Annotated in this window: 21 protein-coding genes; 11 read left to right on the top strand and 10 right to left on the bottom strand. The window is 67.9% G+C overall.

Annotated elements, in window-relative coordinates; all coding sequences use genetic code 11:
* Window positions 1-14 precede the first annotated feature (14 nt).
* The 3 genes from ICJ04_RS06040 to ICJ04_RS06030 are packed head-to-tail and all read right to left on the bottom strand — an operon-like array spanning window position 15 to window position 1,480.
* Complete coding sequence (locus ICJ04_RS06040; protein ID WP_223202998.1) at window positions 15-659, bottom strand: DUF998 domain-containing protein; 645 nt, start codon at window positions 657-659, stop codon at window positions 15-17.
* Window positions 656-832 (bottom strand): oxidoreductase-like domain-containing protein, encoded by a 177-nt coding sequence (locus tag ICJ04_RS06035; protein WP_188326630.1) that lies wholly within the window; start codon window positions 830-832, stop codon window positions 656-658. Before ICJ04_RS06035 ends, ICJ04_RS06040 begins: the two co-directional genes overlap by 4 nt.
* A gap of 45 nt (window positions 833-877) precedes the next feature.
* Window positions 878-1,480, bottom strand: coding sequence for a hypothetical protein (locus ICJ04_RS06030; RefSeq protein WP_188326629.1), 603 nt, complete (start codon window positions 1,478-1,480; stop codon window positions 878-880).
* 231 nt (window positions 1,481-1,711) lie between these two features.
* Here ICJ04_RS06030 and ICJ04_RS06025 point away from each other — a divergent pair, with 231 nt between their 5' ends.
* Complete coding sequence (locus ICJ04_RS06025; protein WP_188326628.1) at window positions 1,712-2,839, top strand: transglutaminase-like domain-containing protein; 1,128 nt, start codon at window positions 1,712-1,714, stop codon at window positions 2,837-2,839.
* Window positions 2,840-2,867: 28 nt separating this feature from the next.
* Here ICJ04_RS06025 and ICJ04_RS06020 read toward each other — a convergent pair whose 3' ends face one another.
* A complete protein-coding gene (locus ICJ04_RS06020) occupies window positions 2,868-3,203 on the bottom strand; it encodes a zinc ribbon domain-containing protein YjdM (protein ID WP_188326627.1) in 336 nt (111 codons plus the stop codon).
* Between the two features lie 124 nt (window positions 3,204-3,327).
* Between ICJ04_RS06020 and ICJ04_RS06015 the strand changes: the two genes are divergently transcribed.
* The 3 genes from ICJ04_RS06015 to ICJ04_RS06005 all read left to right on the top strand — a co-directional run bounded on the left by ICJ04_RS06015 (window position 3,328) and on the right by ICJ04_RS06005 (window position 5,412).
* Window positions 3,328-4,689, top strand: coding sequence for an Hsp70 family protein (locus tag ICJ04_RS06015; protein ID WP_188326626.1), 1,362 nt, complete (start codon window positions 3,328-3,330; stop codon window positions 4,687-4,689).
* A gap of 235 nt (window positions 4,690-4,924) precedes the next feature.
* Window positions 4,925-5,218 (top strand): YkgJ family cysteine cluster protein, encoded by a 294-nt coding sequence (locus tag ICJ04_RS06010; protein WP_188327220.1) that lies wholly within the window; start codon window positions 4,925-4,927, stop codon window positions 5,216-5,218.
* Between the two features lie 11 nt (window positions 5,219-5,229).
* Entirely contained in the window at window positions 5,230-5,412 is a 183-nt protein-coding gene (locus tag ICJ04_RS06005) for a hypothetical protein (protein WP_188326625.1), read from the top strand.
* A gap of 56 nt (window positions 5,413-5,468) precedes the next feature.
* Here the strand turns inward: ICJ04_RS06005 and ICJ04_RS06000 are convergent, their stop codons facing one another.
* The 3 genes from ICJ04_RS06000 to ICJ04_RS05990 are packed head-to-tail and all read right to left on the bottom strand — an operon-like array spanning window position 5,469 to window position 7,476.
* The gene (locus tag ICJ04_RS06000) at window positions 5,469-6,344 is read right to left on the bottom strand and encodes a DUF4097 family beta strand repeat-containing protein (protein WP_188326624.1); all 876 of its coding nucleotides are present in this window, start codon (window positions 6,342-6,344) and stop codon (window positions 5,469-5,471) included.
* A 23-nt stretch (window positions 6,345-6,367) separates the two neighbouring features.
* A complete protein-coding gene (locus ICJ04_RS05995; RefSeq protein ID WP_188326623.1) occupies window positions 6,368-6,901 on the bottom strand; it encodes a hypothetical protein in 534 nt (177 codons plus the stop codon).
* Complete coding sequence (locus ICJ04_RS05990; RefSeq protein WP_188326622.1) at window positions 6,898-7,476, bottom strand: sigma-70 family RNA polymerase sigma factor; 579 nt, start codon at window positions 7,474-7,476, stop codon at window positions 6,898-6,900. Before ICJ04_RS05990 ends, ICJ04_RS05995 begins: the two co-directional genes overlap by 4 nt.
* 118 nt (window positions 7,477-7,594) lie before the next feature.
* On the opposite strand from ICJ04_RS05990, the gene ICJ04_RS05985 reads away from it, so the two are divergent.
* The 3 genes from ICJ04_RS05985 (at window position 7,595) to ICJ04_RS05975 (ending at window position 8,758) form a co-directional block, all read left to right on the top strand.
* Window positions 7,595-7,783, top strand: coding sequence for a hypothetical protein (locus ICJ04_RS05985; protein ID WP_188326621.1), 189 nt, complete (start codon window positions 7,595-7,597; stop codon window positions 7,781-7,783).
* Window positions 7,784-7,879: 96 nt separating this feature from the next.
* Window positions 7,880-8,401 (top strand): mechanosensitive ion channel family protein, encoded by a 522-nt coding sequence (locus ICJ04_RS05980; protein WP_223203042.1) that lies wholly within the window; start codon window positions 7,880-7,882, stop codon window positions 8,399-8,401.
* A 90-nt stretch (window positions 8,402-8,491) separates the two neighbouring features.
* Window positions 8,492-8,758, top strand: a complete 267-nt coding sequence (locus tag ICJ04_RS05975; RefSeq protein ID WP_188326619.1) for a DksA/TraR family C4-type zinc finger protein — start codon at window positions 8,492-8,494, stop codon at window positions 8,756-8,758.
* Window positions 8,759-8,776: 18 nt separating this feature from the next.
* Here the strand turns inward: ICJ04_RS05975 and ICJ04_RS05970 are convergent, their stop codons facing one another.
* Window positions 8,777-9,334 carry a DUF2058 domain-containing protein gene (locus tag ICJ04_RS05970; RefSeq protein WP_188326618.1) on the bottom strand — a complete coding sequence of 186 codons (558 nt, stop codon included), beginning with the start codon at window positions 9,332-9,334 and terminating at the stop codon, window positions 8,777-8,779.
* Window positions 9,335-9,396: 62 nt separating this feature from the next.
* On the opposite strand from ICJ04_RS05970, the gene ICJ04_RS05965 reads away from it, so the two are divergent.
* Genes ICJ04_RS05965 through ICJ04_RS05955 form a run of 3 tightly spaced genes read left to right on the top strand, consistent with a single transcriptional unit; the run spans window position 9,397 to window position 12,269 of the window.
* Window positions 9,397-9,894: a M48 family metallopeptidase gene (locus ICJ04_RS05965; protein ID WP_188326617.1), complete on the top strand. Its 498-nt coding sequence runs from the start codon at window positions 9,397-9,399 to the stop codon at window positions 9,892-9,894.
* 54 nt (window positions 9,895-9,948) lie between these two features.
* Window positions 9,949-10,656, top strand: a complete 708-nt coding sequence (locus ICJ04_RS05960; protein ID WP_188326616.1) for an RNA pseudouridine synthase — start codon at window positions 9,949-9,951, stop codon at window positions 10,654-10,656.
* A 44-nt stretch (window positions 10,657-10,700) separates the two neighbouring features.
* On the top strand, window positions 10,701-12,269 hold the full coding sequence (locus ICJ04_RS05955; protein WP_188326615.1) for a phospholipase D family protein: 1,569 nt from the start codon (window positions 10,701-10,703) through the stop codon (window positions 12,267-12,269).
* Window positions 12,270-12,381: 112 nt separating this feature from the next.
* Here the strand turns inward: ICJ04_RS05955 and ICJ04_RS05950 are convergent, their stop codons facing one another.
* Entirely contained in the window at window positions 12,382-13,437 is a 1,056-nt protein-coding gene (locus ICJ04_RS05950) for an HDOD domain-containing protein (protein ID WP_188326614.1), read from the bottom strand.
* A 324-nt stretch (window positions 13,438-13,761) separates the two neighbouring features.
* On the opposite strand from ICJ04_RS05950, the gene ICJ04_RS05945 reads away from it, so the two are divergent.
* Window positions 13,762-14,859 carry a Glu/Leu/Phe/Val dehydrogenase gene (locus ICJ04_RS05945; RefSeq protein WP_188326613.1) on the top strand — a complete coding sequence of 366 codons (1,098 nt, stop codon included), beginning with the start codon at window positions 13,762-13,764 and terminating at the stop codon, window positions 14,857-14,859.
* 111 nt (window positions 14,860-14,970) lie between these two features.
* Here ICJ04_RS05945 and ICJ04_RS05940 read toward each other — a convergent pair whose 3' ends face one another.
* Window positions 14,971-17,859, bottom strand: coding sequence for a S8 family serine peptidase (locus ICJ04_RS05940; protein ID WP_188326612.1), 2,889 nt, complete (start codon window positions 17,857-17,859; stop codon window positions 14,971-14,973).
* Window positions 17,860-17,985 lie beyond the last annotated feature (126 nt).

Below are 17,985 nucleotides of genomic sequence, written 5' to 3'. Positions count from 1 at the left end.
CCTGCGCGCGTGCGCTAGGCGATGCCGTTCCTGTCGTGGTCATCCACCGGCAGGGCCCCGCGCCGCCACCCGGCCCATGCCACTGCCACCAGCCACGCGACGATGACCGCGATCACCAGCTTCTGTCCCGCACCGCGGGGCGGTGCACGCCACAGGACGTGCATCCACAGCAGCCCGAAGGCCAGCCACGCCCACCACCACAACCGGGTGGCGATGCGTTTCCAGCCGGGCTCGCAGCGCAGATACCACGCCTGCAGCAGCATCGCCACGCTGGCGCACAGGAACGCAGTGTTGGCCGCCACGCCGTGGGCCAAGGGCCACACCAACGGCGCATGGGTGGGCAGCCAACTGTCCCCGACCGCCACACCGAGCAGTCCCAAGGCCGCCATGGCGAACAGCAACGGCGCCGCCCCACTACGGCGAGGGCCGCGGGCATATCGGAACAGGGCGGTGCCGAGCAGCACGAGCGCCAGCGCCAGCAGCGCATAGGCCAACCGCAACATGAGCCCCCATGGCCCGCGCAGGTAGAGGCTCAACGTCGCCTGCATCCAATCCAGATCATCACGAAGAAACTGCGTGGACAGTGCGACGACGATGAAACCCGCCAAAGCGAACAGTGCAACCCCGCTCGCCGTGCGCAGCCCATCCTGGCGACTCACCTGGCGGCATCCTCAGGGTGCCGCGACTGCCATTCGGCCAAGGCCTGCCGGTAACGCTGCAGTTCGTCGCTATACAGGTCCAGCACGCACAGGGGGCAGCCGCTCCCGCAGCACTCGTTCGGGCCGGGCGCTTCTGGGGGAACAGGACGCGGATCGGAATCAGGATCAGCCACGCAGGCACGCCGACAACAAAAGGGCGGTCAGTGTAACGAGCCGATTCAGCGGCCCGCCACCCGCTGCAGGTTGTCCCGCGCAGGCGCATCGAAACGCTGGTGGAAGGTGTCACTGAGGAAAATGCGCGGCTGCCGCAGCACGCCGCGCAGGAAGCGCCGCCGTCCCGCCCGGTACAGGAAGCCGGGAACCGTCCCGGCATACTCCTCCGCCACGCCCCGATCATAGGCATCGAAGACCTCGGCGGGCGCACCGAGGATGGCCATGTCGCAGTCCAGGAAGAGCGCGGCGTCCGCATCCACATCGGCCGGCTGCAGCCCACCATGCTGCGCCGTCAGCAGGATGAGCTCGCTCACTCTGCCCGCGTCGATACCTTCGTCCGGCAACCAGCGGGTGATCGCCTCCACCGCCAGGGCGGCAGAGCGCGCCTCGTTGTCCTTGCGACCGCTTTCGTAGACGGCATCGTGGTACAGCACGGCGAGATACACCTCGCGTGGCTGTGCCCAGCCGGGGCCATCGGCAACCCATTGGCAGTGCTGCAGCAGCGCGCGCACATGGCCGAAATGGTGATACGCACGCGGCGGCGAGGCGTAACACGCTTCAAGCTCGGTCCATTGTGCGGCAGGCAGAACGATAGGCTGGAATTCCATGACCGCAGCATGGCCCGCCAGTCCCTGCGCACGCAAGCACTGGCTAGTTTTTCACCACCCCTTCACGATGCTTGCTGCGCTTGGGGCGGGAGCACTTATGCACAGCTTTATTGAGCGCTCGTCCACACCCGCTGTGGATGACGCGCAACCGGCCGACGGGCGGTCTTGCGGGGGCACGCGCCGGCGCTAGACTCGCCCGAAGAGGCACCCGCGTGCCCACGGAGAACCGCCATGACGCGCTGGCCGGTGCTGCTGCTCGCTTTCTTCAGCGTGTCCGCCTTCGCCCTGCCCGTGACGCAGGGCGCTCCGGTGCAGGCGTTGGCTGCGGACACCCCACCATCGGCGTCGCAGATCGTCGCGGTGCCGCCTGGCCTGCAGGCGCTGCTGCGGCAACGGGTGATCTCCGCCGGGCCCGACCGCGAAGCGCGCCTGCAGCAACTGGTCGAGATGATCTTCGCCCGCGACGGCATGGATCTTCAGTACGACGCCGCTGCAACGCTCACCGTCAGCGAGACCTGGCAGCAGCGACGCGCGAACTGCCTGTCCTTCACCCTGTTGTTCGTTGCCCTCGCGCGCAGCGCTGGCATCCAGGCCCGCGTGCAGGAAGTGGACCAGGTGGTGTCGTGGTATCAGGAGGAAGGCGTGCTCTACAACGTCGGCCACGTCAACGCGGGGATCGAGGTCAACGGACGAAGCGGCACGGTGGACCTCGACCGCAACGTCCTTTATGACCGCAAAGGACCGCGCCCGATCGACGATGCGCGGGCCCTCGCCCATTTCTACAACAATCGCGGCGCAGTGCAGCTGGAGGCGGGCAACGTGGTCGCCGCGCGCGCATGGTTCGACGCTGCCCTGCGGCAATCGGCCGGCTTCAGTGCAGCCCTGAACAACCTCGCCGTGCTGGAAGGCCGCCAGGGAAACCTGTCATTGGCGCGAGCGCATTACATGGAAGCGCTGCGCATTTCGCCCCGCCACACCCCCAGCCTGATCAACGCGAGCAGCCTGTTGGCCCGCATGGGCGACCGCGCGGGAGCAGCGCGCCTGCAGCAGCGCCTGCAGCACGTGCGGCAACGTGATCCCTTCGTGCAGTACCTGCTGGGCACGCAGGCCGAACGCGCAGGCGACAGCGATCGCGCCATCCATTTTTATCGCAGGGCGTTGCGGCTGTACGACAGCGCCCACCAGTTCCACTTCGCGCTGGCACGTGCCTACGTGATGGCCGGTGACCTGCCGCGCGCGGGCCGCGAACTGCAGCGCGCGCAGCAGCTGGGTGGAGCGGCGCAACAGTCGCATTATCAGAGCAAACTGGACAGCCTGCAGCGCTGGCGACACCAGCAGGCCGCCCATGCGGCGTTGTAGCGCCGAGCCCTGCCCGGCGGCGCGCGCATCAGGCTTTCTTGAGGAAGCAGACCTTCAGCACCAGGCCCTTGATCTTCTCCGAGTTGCCTTCGATGTGTTCGGCATCGTCTTCCACCAGGCGGATGTTGCGGATCACCGTGCCCTGCTTCAGCGGAATCGACGAGCCCTTGACCTTCAGGTCCTTGATCACGGTGACCGTGTCCCCGGCCGCCAGCACGTTGCCGTTGCTGTCCCGCACCACCACGCTGGAGCCGACACTCTCTTCAGCCGTCCACTCGAAGCCACAGTCGGCGCAGATCATCAGCGCGCCATCGGCGTAGGTGTTTTCCAGGGTGCATTGCGGGCAGGGAGGGGTGGCGGACATCGGGCGGGACCTTGCAGAATTTCGACAGCCCGCATTGTAACCGGGCGGCCCCCGCGCCCTGCCCTACCGCTGCGCCGGCCGGCGCGCTACAGTGCGCGGCCCTTGCAATCACGGAAGCCCCAACATGCGCCTGGGCATCGACTTCGGCACCAGCAACTCCGCCGCGGCCATCGTCCGCGATGGGCGGGTGGAGCCGATCCGCTTCGGCGACGCCGACCAGTTCCGGACCACGGTGTACTTTCCCGGCATCATGCAGGACCCCGGTGAGTTCACCCTTGAGCCAGGGCAGGAGCATGAGCTGCAGGAGCTGATCGACACCGCCGCGCGCGAAGCCCGTGCCGCCGGCCATCCACGTCCGCTGGAAGCCCTCCGTCGCGAAGCCCTGCGCACCCTGCGCCGGCAATGGATGGAGCGCCGCATGGCCGAACCACGCAGCTCCAGCCAACTGCTGCAGAACGCGGTGTATGGCGATGAGGCGCTGGAAGCCTACTTCGAAGAGAACGAGGGCAACCTGGTGCAGAGCCCGAAGTCGATGCTGGGCTACAACCTGCATCCGCGTGCTCGCCAGACCATCACCGGCATCGCCACGCACATCCTCGAGCACATCCGGCTCACCGCCAGCGCCCAACTTGGCGTGCCCGTGCGCGAGGCGCTGCTGGGCCGCCCGGTGCAGTTCCGCAGCTCGATCGGCGATGCCGGCAACGACCAGGCGCTGGACATCCTGCGCGAGGCAGCGGTCGCGGCCGGCTTCGACCAGGTCGACTTCCTGGAAGAACCCGCAGCGGCGGCCATGCATTACCACGCCACCAGCAGCGATGCCCATGATGCCGTGATCGTGGACATCGGCGGCGGCACCACCGACATCGCCCATGCGCGGGTGGGCGGCGGTGAAGCCCCGCGCATCCACCGGGCCTGGGGCATCGCCCGCGGTGGCACCGATATCGATCTGGCGCTGAGCCTGGCGGCGTACATGCCGTTGTTCGGCCGCGGCATCACCCGCGTGCCAACCCACCACTATGTGGAGGCGGCCACGGTGCAGGACATGACGCGCCAGCGCGACTTCCGCCAGCACACCTACGATCACGTTGAAAACCCGTACGGCAGCCGCCTGCAGGCCCTGCAGGACACCGGCAATACCGCACGGCTGTACCGTGAAGTGGAGCGGGCCAAGATCAGCCTGAGCAGCACGCCCGCCCATGCCAGTCCGCTGCCGTTCATCGAAAAGGGGCTGCAGGCTGACACCTCGGCCGACGGCCTGGGACAGGCCGCACATGCCTACCTGGGGCAGCTGCAGGCGCTGCTGGCCCAGGTCCGGCAGGACATCGGGCATGACCCGGATGCGGTTTTCCTGACCGGGGGCATGTCCCGCGCAGGCTATCTGCGGCAGGTCGCGGCAGCGGCCTTCCCGGATGCCCGGCAGGTCCACGGCGATGCCTCGTTCGGCGTGGTGCAGGGGCTGGCATTGGCAGCAGCCGGCACCCCTTAACATATCCCGAAGCGATCCGCGTTAAACTCGACCGGCTTGACAATCACCGCATATTCCGTCGGCGCACGTTCTACCTGCGTGCGCGACGTGTCACTGCGTGCAACGGCCCGTCCGCGGGCCTTCCGGCCATGGCTCCTGGCTCTGCCATGGCCACGCTTCCGAGCCGCGATCGAGACCATCCTTGGGCATTACGAAGGCCCACGAGGCCGTACAACCTGAGCAGGCACCCGCCCCCATCGACTGCCGTCGATGCGATGCCGTCTGTTGCCGGCTGCCGGTGTGGTTGATGCCGGGCGATGACGTCCCCATCTGGTTCGTGGAAAGTGACGGCCGGGGCGGCCGTCGCATGGCGCAGAACGAAGAAGGCTGGTGCGCAGCCATCGACCCGTACCACCTGCGTTGCAGCATCTATACGCAGCGCCCCGCGATCTGTCGCCAGTTCAAGATGGGCGGCGATGACTGCCAGCGCGAACGGCAGGATTACCAGCACCAGGCAGATGCCTGGACCTCCCCCCACCCTTCACCCTGACAGGAGCAACCATGCCCCGCAAGGCAAAGACCCCCGCGAAGGCCAGCAACACCATCCGCAATGAGCGCAAGAGCGGTTCGTCCAGCTCTACGCCCAGCAGCAACAGCATCGCCGCCGACCTGGCCGCGTTCCGCAAAGCGGGTGGCAAGATCGAAGTACTTGGCAACACCTGGTCGCTGAAGAAAGCCAGCTGACCGTGTCGGCGACCGCGGCGGCTGCACCGCCGCGGCCGGCCTGCATGCCCTGCCGCTCAGCGGTCCAGGCGCACGCGTACCCCGCCCGAATGTGACTGCAGGCTGATATCACCGTCGCCGCTCCCCAGCCGCGTGTCCAGCGTGCTGCCGGGACCATGCCGGGGCCGCTCCACGTTTCCGGCATCACTCTGGATGTTCCCACTGAAGCTGTCGATCGACAGCTGGGCCGACACGGTGGCCGGCACCCGCAGGGATATGGGCGCACTGACCGATTGCGCGCTGATCCGTCCGCCCGGCGCCAACGCTGCCGCTGACAGGTCGATGCGGCCGGACACCGTTTCCACCACCAGCCGCTGCGTGCGGCCCGCCTCTACCCCGACCTGACCCGACACCGTGGTCGCGCCGATCTCCCCCGACAGTCCGCCACCGGCACGGATGCTGCCGCTGACCGTGCGCGCCTCCATGCGGGTGGTCTGCAACTCGGTGTCCACGTCACCGCTGACAGAGTTGAGGGTGCCTTCCGCACTGCGTCCGGCCGCTCGCACATCGCCACTGACCGTGTTGGCCTGCACCCGCTTGACGTCGATGCCGGCGATATCGATATCCGCGCTGACCGTCCCGAGCTGCAGCTCCACCCCGCGCGGCACGAAGACCTCGAGCGTGGCCCCACCGCTGTTGCTGCGGCGGGGGTAGACCACTTCCCAGCGCACGCGGCTGGCACTCTTTTCCGGCTTCAGCGTCAGCCCGTCGGACAACGTGCCGGTCAGCTGCACGTCGCGGCGATCCCAGCCGCGCACGGTGACCTTGCCGGCGATGTTGCTGATTTCGATCCGTCCGCCGGGCGCGATGGCATGGCGCTCATCGACACGCGTATCGGCCCATGCCGGTGACGCAAGCAGCGCGAACGCAGACAACAGGAGAAAGGGGCGCATGGTCGTTACCTCGGGAAACAGGATCAGGTGGGCAGGCCGGAGGCAGCGCGTGTTGCCTGCCGGGTCAGTTCCAACCGCAATGCGTAGGTGCGCTGCAGCTGTTCAAGAAGATGGCGCGAGCGCGGGCTCTGCTGCAACGCGTCGCGGATCTGGTCGGCGCCGTGGTCGAGTTCCACCAGCGCCGGCCGCCACTCCGGCGCATCCACCGGCGGCAGGGCCGCCATGGCCTGGCGGTATGCGTCGGTCATGACGGCCGCCTGCTGCTGCAACACCGTGGGCGCCGGCGGCGCGGCGGGTTGCAGTGGCAAGGGCAACACCCAGTACAGCGCCAGGCTGGCGGCCAGCGCAGCGCCTGCGGGCAGCGACCAGCGTGCATGGCGCAGGCGCCGCAACGGGATCACCTTCGCCCCGGGCTGTTCCTCCGCAGCGCGCACCGGCAGCGCGGCCTGCAGGCGGGTCCAACCGTCGGCAGGCACGCGCATCTCGCGCGGCAGGTCCTGCAGTTGACGTAGCAGCGCCGTGTCCCGCGCGTGGTCAAGGTCATCGTGGTGCGTCATGTCATGTCTCCCAGTCGCGCACGCAGCAGGCCGCGCGCACGGTGCAGCTGCGCTTTTGAAGTACCCACCGCCATCTGCAGCTGTTCGGCGATCTCGTGGTGTTTCCAGCCCTCGATGTCATGCAGCACCAGCACCGCACGTGCACGTGGCGGCAAGCGGGCCAGGGCGCGTTCCAGGTCACGCTCGGTGCCGGCACAGGGATCATCGATGCCCATCCCGGGCAGCTCCCGGTCCCTGTCCTCCAGGCTGTCATGGTCGTGGCGCCCCTGCGCACGCAGGTCCATCAGGGCGGCATTGACGCCGAGCCGATGCAACCAGGTGCCCAGGCTGCTCTCCATGCGGAACGCGGGCAGTGCTTTCCATGCCTGCAGGAAGGCCTCCTGCAGCGCATCTTCGGCGCGCGCCTGCTGCCCACCGCACAGTCGCCACAGCACCGCGAACAGACGCGGGGCATGCTGGCGATACAACTGCTCGTAGGCCGCCACATCGCCGGCAACCGCCGCGCGTACCACGGCGTGCTCGTCGTAGGCGGCGGGGGAAGCGGTGTCGCGTTCTGGCGTCAACGTATCGAACATGACCCTTGGATGCCGCCACGAAAGAAAAGGTTTAAAGCCGCCGGATTCAAACCTTTCTGCCGGTCGGGGCATCCAAGCCGTACACCCCACCGGCCCGCCATGGCCACGGAGCGACATGATGTCCACCCCTGCAGTCAGTGGCCTGCTGGCCATCCTCGTCTGCGCGCTGCTGCAGGGCAATCCCCTGCATCTGCGGATCAGCCTGCAGGCGCAGCAGGCCTGCCTGCTGCGTGGCGCCCACACGCTGGCCTGCACCGGTCTACCCGCAACGTGGCCGAAGGTCGAATCACGGGCAGTGCGCGCGTAACATCGTGCTCCCCCGTGTCTGATTGGATGTTGTTGCATGGAGAAGTACCTGCCGCCGTGGACCCATGCCTGGCTTGAACAGGCCGAGCTGATCGGCATGGTCCTGTTGACCCTGCTGGCGGCATGGTTGCTGCGCTTCATCGCCCGGCGGCTGATCCGCCGCTTCGCCGCCCATTACACGCTGCCGCTGGAAATGGTGATGGGCGCGCGGCGCTTGACCAGCTTCATCGTCTACTTCGGCGCGCTGCTGGTCATCCTGCACATCCTGGGCACGTCGGCGTCCGTGCTGTGGACCGCCTTCACCGGCTTTGCAGCGGTCGGCGCGGTGGCCTTCTTCGCCGCGTGGAGCGTGCTGTCGAACATATTCTGCACCCTGCTGATCTTCACCACGCGGCCGTTCCGCCTGCATGACTACATCGAAGTCCTCGAGAACGGCGAAAAGCCGGGCCTGAAGGGGCGCGTGATCGACGTCAACCTGATCTACACCACGCTGCAGGAAACCGGCGACGGCCATGAGGGCACGGTGCTGCAGCTGCCCAACAATCTGTTCTTCCAGCGCACGGTACGGCGTTGGCGGGATCCGTCCACCGCGCCTGGCGGCATCCAAGGCGACGGCTGAGCCCGTCCGACCCCGAGCCCCTGTACCTCAACCTGCCCTACACCTTCCCAGGCCTACGCTGTCTGCTGGCAAACACGTGGAGGACAGGCCATGGCCACCGGATGGGCACAGGACGGCGCGGTACAGGACCAGATCGACGCCACCGTCGATGACGCCATCGCACGCGCGCGCAGCCAGCTCAAGCAAGGGCCTGGGCTGGAACACTGCGAAGCATGTGATGCACCGATTCCGCTGGCCAGGCGCCAGGCAGTGCCCGGCGTGCGCCTGTGCGTGTCCTGCCAGCAGGAACACGATGAAGACGAGCACGCCCAGTCCGGTTACAACCGGCGGGGCAGCAAGGACAGCCAGCTGCGCTGAGGGCGGCCCCGACGGCGGTTACCAGACCAGGTCGTCGGGAATCTGGAACTGCGCGTAGTAGGCGTCATCTTCGGCGTTGCCGGTCGATGCCACCGTGCTCTGGCCGGCCTCGCCATGATCGACCACCACCAGCTCCGGCGCACGCTCGCGCACCTTCTCCGCCGCAGCGCGCGGCAGCAGCGCATGGCCCTCACCGTTGGCCACGATGACCAGCGCACCGGCGGAAAGCGCCTTGCGCAGCTTGGCATCGATCCACAAGGTGCGGATCGCATCGCCGTCGCTGAAGCGATACTCGCTCTCGCCTGCATGCGGCACCGCGTGGGTCTTCACGATCTGCCGTGCCTGCGCCTTCTGCTCGGTCGCACGCAGCTGCGCGTTGCGCTCGGCGGCGATGGCACGGTCACGCTCGACCTTCTCCAGCCGGACCCGCTCGGCCTCACGCTGGACCTCGGCCGATGCATCCGGTGCCTTGCCCTGCCGGGCCTTGGCCTGCTCACGGGCGGCGGCACTGGCCTGCGACTTCTTCGCCAGCCCGGCCTTGAGCAATTGTTCCTGCAGCGCGTTGGGCTTTGCCATGATCGTGCCTGCAACTGTTCTATCGTAGGAGGCCCCCATGATACCGGAGCCCCGGCGGCCCCATGCCTTCGCTGAAATACCTGACCGGCTACCCCGACGCCCTGCTCGACCAGGTCCGCACGCTGTTGGCCGAAGACAAGCTGGGCGCCGTGCTGCAGCGCCGCTACCCGGAGCTGCACGAGGTGCGCAACGACCGCCAGCTGTACGACTACACCCAGGAGCTGAAAGACCGCTACCTGCGCAAATCGGTGCACCTCAACAAGGTCTGCTACGACAGCAAGCTGGAGGTGGTGAAGCATGCCCTCGGTACCCACACCGCGATCTCGCGCGTACATGGCGGGCGTCTCAAGGCCAGCCGTGAGATCCGCGTGGCCAGCGTGTTCCGGGAGGCACCGGCGGCGTTCCTGCGCATGATCGTGGTGCACGAGCTGGCCCACCTGAAGGAGGCCGACCACAACAAGGCGTTCTACCAGCTGTGCCAGCACATGGAACCGAACTACCTGCAGCTGGAATTCGATACCCGGCTGTACCTCACCGAACTCGTCAACCGCAGCGGCTGAAGCAGCCGCGCGCCGCGACAGGTACACTGCGCGCCCCTTGGAGATCCCTGCCCCATGCTCCCGACCCGTCTGGACAAACGCCTCGCTGAACTGCTCGGTTGCCCCCGTGGCGAAGCCCGCCGCTATATCGAAGGCGGCTGGGTGCGCGTGGATGGGCAGGTGGTCGAGCAGCCGCAGGCGCAGGTGACCACGGAAACGGTGGAGCTGGATCCGGCCGCGCGCGACGAGAAGTCCGAGCGCGTCACGATGCTGCTCGCCAAACCGATCGATGCGGCCGCGCACACGCTGAGCGCGCTGATCACGCCCGAATCGCAGAGTCCGCTGGACCTGGGCAGCATCCGCCCGCTGCAGCGACACTTCCACGGCCTGCAGTTGGCGGCCTCGCTGCCGGCGTCGGACAGCGGGCTGGTGGTCGTCAGCCAGGATCCCTTGATCATCACCCACCTGCAGCAGCAGCTGTCCCGCACCGAACAGGAATTCCTGGTCGATGTGCAGGGCGAGCGGGCCATGTGGGACGTGGCACGCCTGCAGACCGGGCTGAAAGAAAACGGCCGAACGATACCTGGCTGCAAGATCAGCTGGCAGAGCGAACAGCGCCTGCGCTTCGCCGGCAAGGGTCTGCATCCGCGCATGCTGCGCGAAGCCTGCGCCATCGCCTCGATGGAGGTGGTTGCGATCCGCCGGCTGCGCATCGGCCGCGTATCACTGGGCAAGCTGGCACCGGGCCAGTGGCGCTATCTCGGCTCTGACGAGCGCTTCTGACGGCTGCACTCCCTCTGCACTGCGGTGCCGGTTACAGTCAGGGGATGACTGAACCCTTGCCCCTGTGGCGCCGGCTGCTGCGTGTACTGGCCATCCTGATCTGCCTGTTGGTGCTGCTGGTGCTGTCGGGCCTGCTGCTGGCGGACCGGCTGACACCGCAGGCCCGTGGCACACCGTCGAGCGTGCTGCCGGTGCAACCGGCGCAGACCCGCATCGATCGCGAAATCAGTGCACTGCAGGCTGCCCATCCGGGCCAGTCCGGTGTGGCGTTTCTGTCCGATGGCTTGGATGCCTTCGCGGCCCGGGCGGTCATCACCGAGCGCGCCGAGCGCAGCCTGGACCTGCAGTACTACATCTGGCAGGACGACCTGATCGGCCACCTGATGGCGCGTGCCCTGCACGATGCCGCCGCGCGCGGCGTGCGCGTGCGCATCCTGCTTGACGACATGAACGCGCAGGACAAGGACGCGCTGATGATGGCGCTCGACAGGCATCCCAATATCGAGATCCGCCTGTATAACCCCTTCCGCAACCGCGCCGGGCTGTGGCGGCTGGTCGAAATGGTGCAGCGGTTTTTCTCGGTGAACCATCGCATGCACAACAAGAGCTGGATCGCAGATGGCCGCGTCGCCATCGTCGGCGGCCGCAACATCGGCGAGGAATATTTCAGCGCGCGCCCGGACGTCAATTTCCGTGATCTGGATCTGTTGGTTGCCGGCGAGGCCGTGGACGGCGCCAACCGCGTATTCGACGACTACTGGAACAGCGAGGCCGCCGTGCCGATCGGCGCGCTGGCCTTCCACACGCCGGCCGAGCTGCGCCTGCTGCTGCGCGAGTCCGACAACGAGGCCAAGCGGGATGCCGCCACGCCCTACCTGAAGGAAGTGGCCGCATCGCGGCAGCGCGTCCGCGCGAGTGCGGCACCGCTGCACTGGAGTGCCAACGTCCGCATCGCTTCCGATCCGCCGATGAAGCACAAGCGCGACGACCAGCACAACTGGCTGGTCACCGATCTGGTGCGGATGATGACAAGCGCCCAGCACAAGGCGCTGCTGATCTCGCCCTATTTCGTGCCCGGCAACGAGGGGCTGGACGGCCTGTCGATGATGAGCGAGCGCGGCGTACAGGTGGGCGTGGTCACCAACTCGCTGGCGGCCAATGATGTGGTGGCCGTGCACGGCGGATACATGACCTACCGGGCACCGCTGCTGCAGGCCGGCGTGCAGCTTTACGAACTGAAAGCGCATGGCAAGGCAACCAGCTCGGGCCTGTTCGGCAGCAGTGGCGCCAGCCTGCACACCAAGGCCTTCGTGCTCGATGACCGGCATGGTTTCGTGGGCTCGTTCAACCTGGATCCCCGTTCGGCCTACCTCAATACGGAAATGGGCGTGATCTTCGACGACCCGGTGCTGGCCGCGCAGCTGACGCAGGAGTACCTGCGCCTGTCCAGCCCGCAGCAGAGCTGGTGGCTGGGTCTGGATCCGGCCGGCGACGTGCGCTGGCTGGAACGCGATAAATCTCCGCACTGGGTCACCACCGAGCCGGACAGCAGCCTGCGCATGCGCGCGAGTGCGCGCGTGATCAGTTGGTTGCCGCTGGAGTCGCAGCTCTAGACAGCGGTGCGCCGCTGCGCTCGCCGAGCGTGGCTCGGCGCTACCGAGCGGGCGGCGTGGCGGTGCGGCCGTGCGGAGTGCCTGTAGCGCCGAGCCGTGCTCGGCGGATGTGTCAGGCGTCGGCGTGCTCGTCCGCCAGGGTTTCCACTGATCGTCCATGCAGGCGGCGCCAGATCCACAACAGGGCATGCGGCGGGGTACCCGGCAGTTGCTCCAGCCACGCCAGGCCCTGGCTCTGACCCATATGCCCATGTCGTGCCAACAGGCTGGCCGCTGCCGCCGCCCGTGCGAAGCGCAGGCTCTGTGCCAGGCCACTGCCGGCATGCTCGGGTTCCAGCGCCTGATGCACCGGCAGGGGCAGCTCCCAGGCGGCGGCGATACGCTGCGCCACCGGCAACGTCCATTGGCGCAGCAGTGCTTCTGCACTGGGATAGTCCACGGCCACCTGCAGAGTCTCCGCTTCCTGCACCAGCGCCTTCATGACCAGCGCCGCGCCCAGCCCTTGGGTCAGCCCCAACCACTGGGCCGCAAACGGATCGCACTGGCTGACCGTACGGGCATGGTCAGCGGCCGCGCGCGACGACAGCAGCGCGTGCTCCCAGATGATGGTGCTGAACTGCGGAAACGCCTGGCACTGGATGTGCATCACCGGCTGTACCAGCACCGCGCTGATGATCTGTCGGATGCCTTCGGTGCCTACCAGGGTGATCGCGCGCTGCAGGCTGTCGACCGGTCGCTCCTGCATGCGGAACGCGGGACTGTTGGCGATCCGCAGCAGGTTGCCGGTCAACACCGGATCCTGGCCGATGATGGCGGCCGTGGCACGCGCCGAACCATCCGGATCGTTGACCGTCTGGATCAGCTGCGGCAGCAGTTGCGGCCGTCGCGGCAGCTGGCGGGCATTCCAGTCACTGCGCTGCAGGGCCTGCCGTGTCGCCTCGAGCAGGGCCTGGTTCGGCGGGCAGCCGCCGTCGAGCGCCGGGTGCAGGGCCAGCGCGTACAGGCCCGCATGCAGTCGCGCCTCCGCATCGTCCTGCGCGACCGGTGCAAGGGAGTCGGCAACGCGCTGGACCTGCTCTGCATAGTCAGCGCGCTGATGCAGCCGCGATGAGGTCCGCCCGGGCGGGCGCCCGAACAGGCCCCACCACCAGCGCGCAAACCCCGTCATCGACCGGCCCCGCCGGGTAGCAGGCGGACCCGCGCCGTGCCGCAGCAGCCGACCCACCCCATATTGGTCACCACACCTGCCACTGCACCCATCCTTTCGCATGGCGGACATCGCCGTGTCTCCAGCATCGGCCCCACAAGCGGCTTCTTTAGGCCGTCACGTGCCAGCGCCGGGATGTGAACAGCGGGGCGGCGGGGAATGGACTAGAATGGCGCCGCGCGACCCGTCTCCAGAACTGACGAAGTCGCTTTTTTTGTTTTTGCACCCTCATCGTTGCCGGCGTGTTCGAAGTGGTTCGTCGCTGATCACGCCAACGGAGTCGCCATGTTATTCGAAACCCTCGCAACCACCGGTCATGAACAGGTGGTGTTCTGCCACAACCCGGACGCCGGTCTGCGGGCCATCATCGCCCTGCACAACACCACGCTGGGCCCCGCCCTGGGCGGTGTGCGCATGCGCCCGTACGCCAGCACCGACGAGGCGCTGGCCGACGTGCTGCGGCTCAGCCGGACGATGACGTACAAGAACGCGCTGGCCGGCCTCAATGTCGGTGGTGGCAAGGCGGTGATCATCGGCGACCCGCGCACCGACAAGACCGAAGTGCTGCTGCGCGCGTTCGGCCGCCAGGTTGATGCGCTGGGCGGTCGTTACATCACCGCCGAAGACGTCGGCACCGATGTCAACGACATGGAAAACATCTACCTGGAAAGCCAGTTCGTCACCGGCGTGCACCAGGTGCACGGCGGGTCCGGTGATCCGGCGCCGTTCACCGCCTACGGCGCGCTGCAGGCCCTGATGGCCTCGCTGCAGACCAAGCTGGGCCATGAAGAAGTGGGCAAGACCAGTATTGCCGTGCAGGGCCTGGGCCACATCGGCATGGAGTTCGTGAAGCTGCTGCGTGACCGGGGGGCGAAGCTGTTCGTCACCGATCTCAACCCCGCGCTGGTCGAGCGCGCCGTGACCGAGTACGGCGCGGAGGCGGTCAAACCCGATGAAATCCACGAGGTGAACGCGGACGTGTTCGCACCCTGTGCGCTGGAAGGCGCGATCAGCCTGGATGTGCTGCCGCGCCTCAAGGCACGCATCATCTGTGGCACCGCCAACAGCCAGCTGGCCAGCCCCGACGTGGGCGACGAACTGCATGCGCGCGGCATCCTGTACGCACCCGACTACGCCGTGAATGCCGGCGGCGTCATGAACGTCTCGCTGGAAATCGACGGCTACAACCGCGAACGCGCCATGCGCCTCATCCGCAGCATCTACCACAACCTCGGCCGCGTCTTCGAGCTGTCGCAGCGCGAGAACATCGCCCCGCCGCGCGCCGCTGATCGCATCGCAGAAGCGCGCATCCAGTCCATCGGCAAGCTCAAGATGCCGCTGGGCCGCGCCACGCCGCGCCTGGGTGACCTGCGCGCCGGCTAAGCCCGCCGCGCCAGTAAAGCTGACCGGTAGAGCCGACTTCAGTCGGCTGCCGTCCGTTGTCGCCGCGGCAGGTGCAGCCGACTGAAGTCGGCTCTACCCGCCCGCTGCCGGTCAGAACCCGGCGGCGTAGCGCATGGCCACCTGCGATACATCCAAACCGCCGCCAAAGCGCTGGTCATATCCAAAGGTCAGCCGCCCCTGGCGACCGAGCCAGGTTTCCAGCCCAATGCCTGCCAACCCGGATGCGCGCGGCAAGCCACCCGCCGTCAACGGCGCGAACGCATCAATGCCGGTGAAGCTGGCCTGCGGATCGAATCCATCGCGGGACAATTCCTGCTGCCACTCGGTATAACCGCGCAACGTCCATGCATGCCACTGGCGTTCGGCTCGCAGGCCCAGCATCGCCAGGCTGCGACGGGCCGTATTGTCCTGCGTGCGCAGGCCGAAGCCCAGACCGCCCTGCTCGCTGAAACCGTCCGAGCGGACCTGCACCACGCTTGCCGCAAGATAAGGGGTCAGCGCGGCGCGCGCGGTGCCAAACCGCAGGCCGGATTCGACACTCGCGCTGCCGAAACGGCCGCCATAGCGCGCACCTGCCGGCAACGCCGTACTGCCCAGCAACAGCTGTCGATCCACCTGCCGCTGGAACTGGCCGACCCCCAGTTGCGCCAGGGCATAGCCGCGTCCCGCCGTCCATCCTGCGTAGAGCTGCCCCTGCGCCTGGCGGTCGCGCGCGGTGCCGCCGTTGTCCGTGCCACCGGCCGCACTGCGTATTTCGCCGAAGGCCACGCCCAGCACACCGTTGCCTGCCAGCGCCGTTTCCTGGCCGACCATCCAGCCATCACTCTGCGTCGCGTTGCCCGCGAAGTGGCCCTGCCCCGCTTCACCCAACGCGCTCTGCCACGCACCGCGCACCGCAGGCGCGGCCTGCACCTGGCCGAAGCGGCTGGCGATCGCGCGCCGGCTCATGTCGACGCTGTCGAAAGTCGCCTGGGCCGCCACCGCGTGCGCCTTGCCGGACAGGCTGTCCAGGCTCTGCGCCAGCCCGCCAGCGCCGCCGTTCACGCGCTGCAGGTCGGCAGCCGCACCGGCAAACGCACTGGCCTGCGCAGCGCCATTACCATCAAGCTGTTCAAAAGCCCGCTCCACCCGCTGCGCGGAAGCCATCGCCTGCGCGTCCAATGACGCCGCGCCTGCGGCCGCCACCACGCTCACCCGCGTCAGCTCCAGCCACGCCGACGTGCTGTCATAGCCGTAGCGCGATTCCAGAAGCGAAACCCCGTTCTGCCCACTCGCGGCCGTATTGAACTGCCCGGACAATCCCCCCTGTGCGCGCAGCAGCGCCTGCCGGCTGCCATCGGCCGGGACGTAGCCGGCGATGACGCCATTGACCAGCACCCCCCCGCCCTGCAGCGTGGCCGTGCCGGTCACCTGCAGTGGATTCACGCCCAGCGCCACCATCAGCTGCGCCCCGTCACGCTGCACGTAATTGCCCTCGATCGTGGCGTCGGCGTTCGCACTGGTCAGGATCACGCTGGCCCCGTTGTCCACATTGCCGATCACCCGGGTACTGCCGTTCATGAACTGCAGCCCCGCGCCACTGGCATTGCCGGACTGCGGCAGGATGCTGACGCTGGAGCTGATCGAGGATCCATCCCGCAGGGCCAGCGTGCCCTGCTCGATGCGCGTGCTGCCCGAATAGGTGTTGCGTCCCGCCAGACCCAGCGCGCCTGCACCCTGTTTGATCAGGCCACCCGTGCCACTCATATCGTTGCGCCACACCGAATCCAGTCCGAGCTGGTTGACGTTGACGGTGACGTCGCCCCAGTCGAGGCGGCCGGGACCATCCACCGCCTTGCCGACGTTGAGCAGCCCATTGCCGAACACCGGATCGACGCCGGCCGCGCCGAGATCGGTGGCAGTGCCGAGCAGAGTCTGCCGGACCAGGTCGTTGCTGAAATAAGGAAAGCGCTGCCACACCAATGCAGCTGCGCCGGAGACCAGCGGGGCGGCATACGACGTGCCCCAGCCGTAATAAAACGTAGCGGCCTGCGTGGTCGCCTGCGGATCCGGATACACCGCCGTGCCAGGCGCGGCCAGGCAGTAGCTGGCCGCCTCGCCGCACGCATTGGCGTAGTTCGCCAGCTCGGTCGGATTCACCGTGTCGACGGCGGTCACTGCCAGCCAGCCGCGTGCCAGGTCCGCAGCGGGCAACGTGCCGCCGCTGCCGGGGCGGCTGGGCAGGGCCGCCATGTTGGAGGGCGTGTTCCTGCCGTCGTTGCCGGTGGCGAACACCACCAGCCCATCGTGGCCGATGATGAAGGACCGGTACTCGTCGGCGATCTGCGCGGTGGTCGCGGGGCTGGTCCAGTACAGGCCGCCCCAAGAGTTGTTCATCACTTTCACACCGGCCGCGATCAGGTCGCGGTGAACACCGGCCAAGCCGATCGGGCCGTCGACCTGGTTACCGGAGCCTGACCCATCATCCACCGGCCGCGTGTCGGCGATGATCCGTGCCGACACCACCTCGGCGCCGGGCGCCACGCCCACCTGCGCACCGGCGTAAGAGCCACCGGCGGCCAGCATGGCGACGGTGGTGCCGTGCCCGACCACATCGTCACGCGTCAGGTCGTTGGCCCGTGGGTCGACGTAGCTGTAACTGGCCGCGACACGTCCCGCCAGCGCGGGATGGCTGCGATTGACCCCGGAGTCGACGACGCCGATGCGCACGCCCTGGCCGGTCAAGCCGGTGCCGAGCGCATTCACCGCCGTCAGGTGGCCTTGCAGGGTGGGTTGCGGCGGCGGCGGTGGATCCGGCGTCACCGGCGGCGGCGTGGTCGGCGGCGGCGTGACAGGGGGGGTCACCGGCGGCGGCACAGGGGGATCGACGCGGACATTGCCGCCCCCGCCACCTCCGCCACAGGCCGTCAATGCAGCCACCAGTGCAACGGCCAGTGCGGACCGGATGGCCCCGCGATACGACTCGTGAACGTGCGTCATCCCTGCATCCCCGTCGATGGTGTCGAGTAGTGCCGTCGCCGCTGCGTGTGAGCCTGCGTGGACAGCAGCGGTCAGGGGCACCGCCTATACTGGGCGTCCCCCACGCAGTCTGCCGGGATTTGCGTC

The organism is Stenotrophomonas sp. 169, assembly GCF_014621775.1.
Taxonomy (GTDB): Bacteria; Pseudomonadota; Gammaproteobacteria; order Xanthomonadales; family Xanthomonadaceae; genus Stenotrophomonas.
Note: the sequence above shows the minus strand (reverse complement) of the source record. Positions and strands in the feature narration are given on the sequence as shown.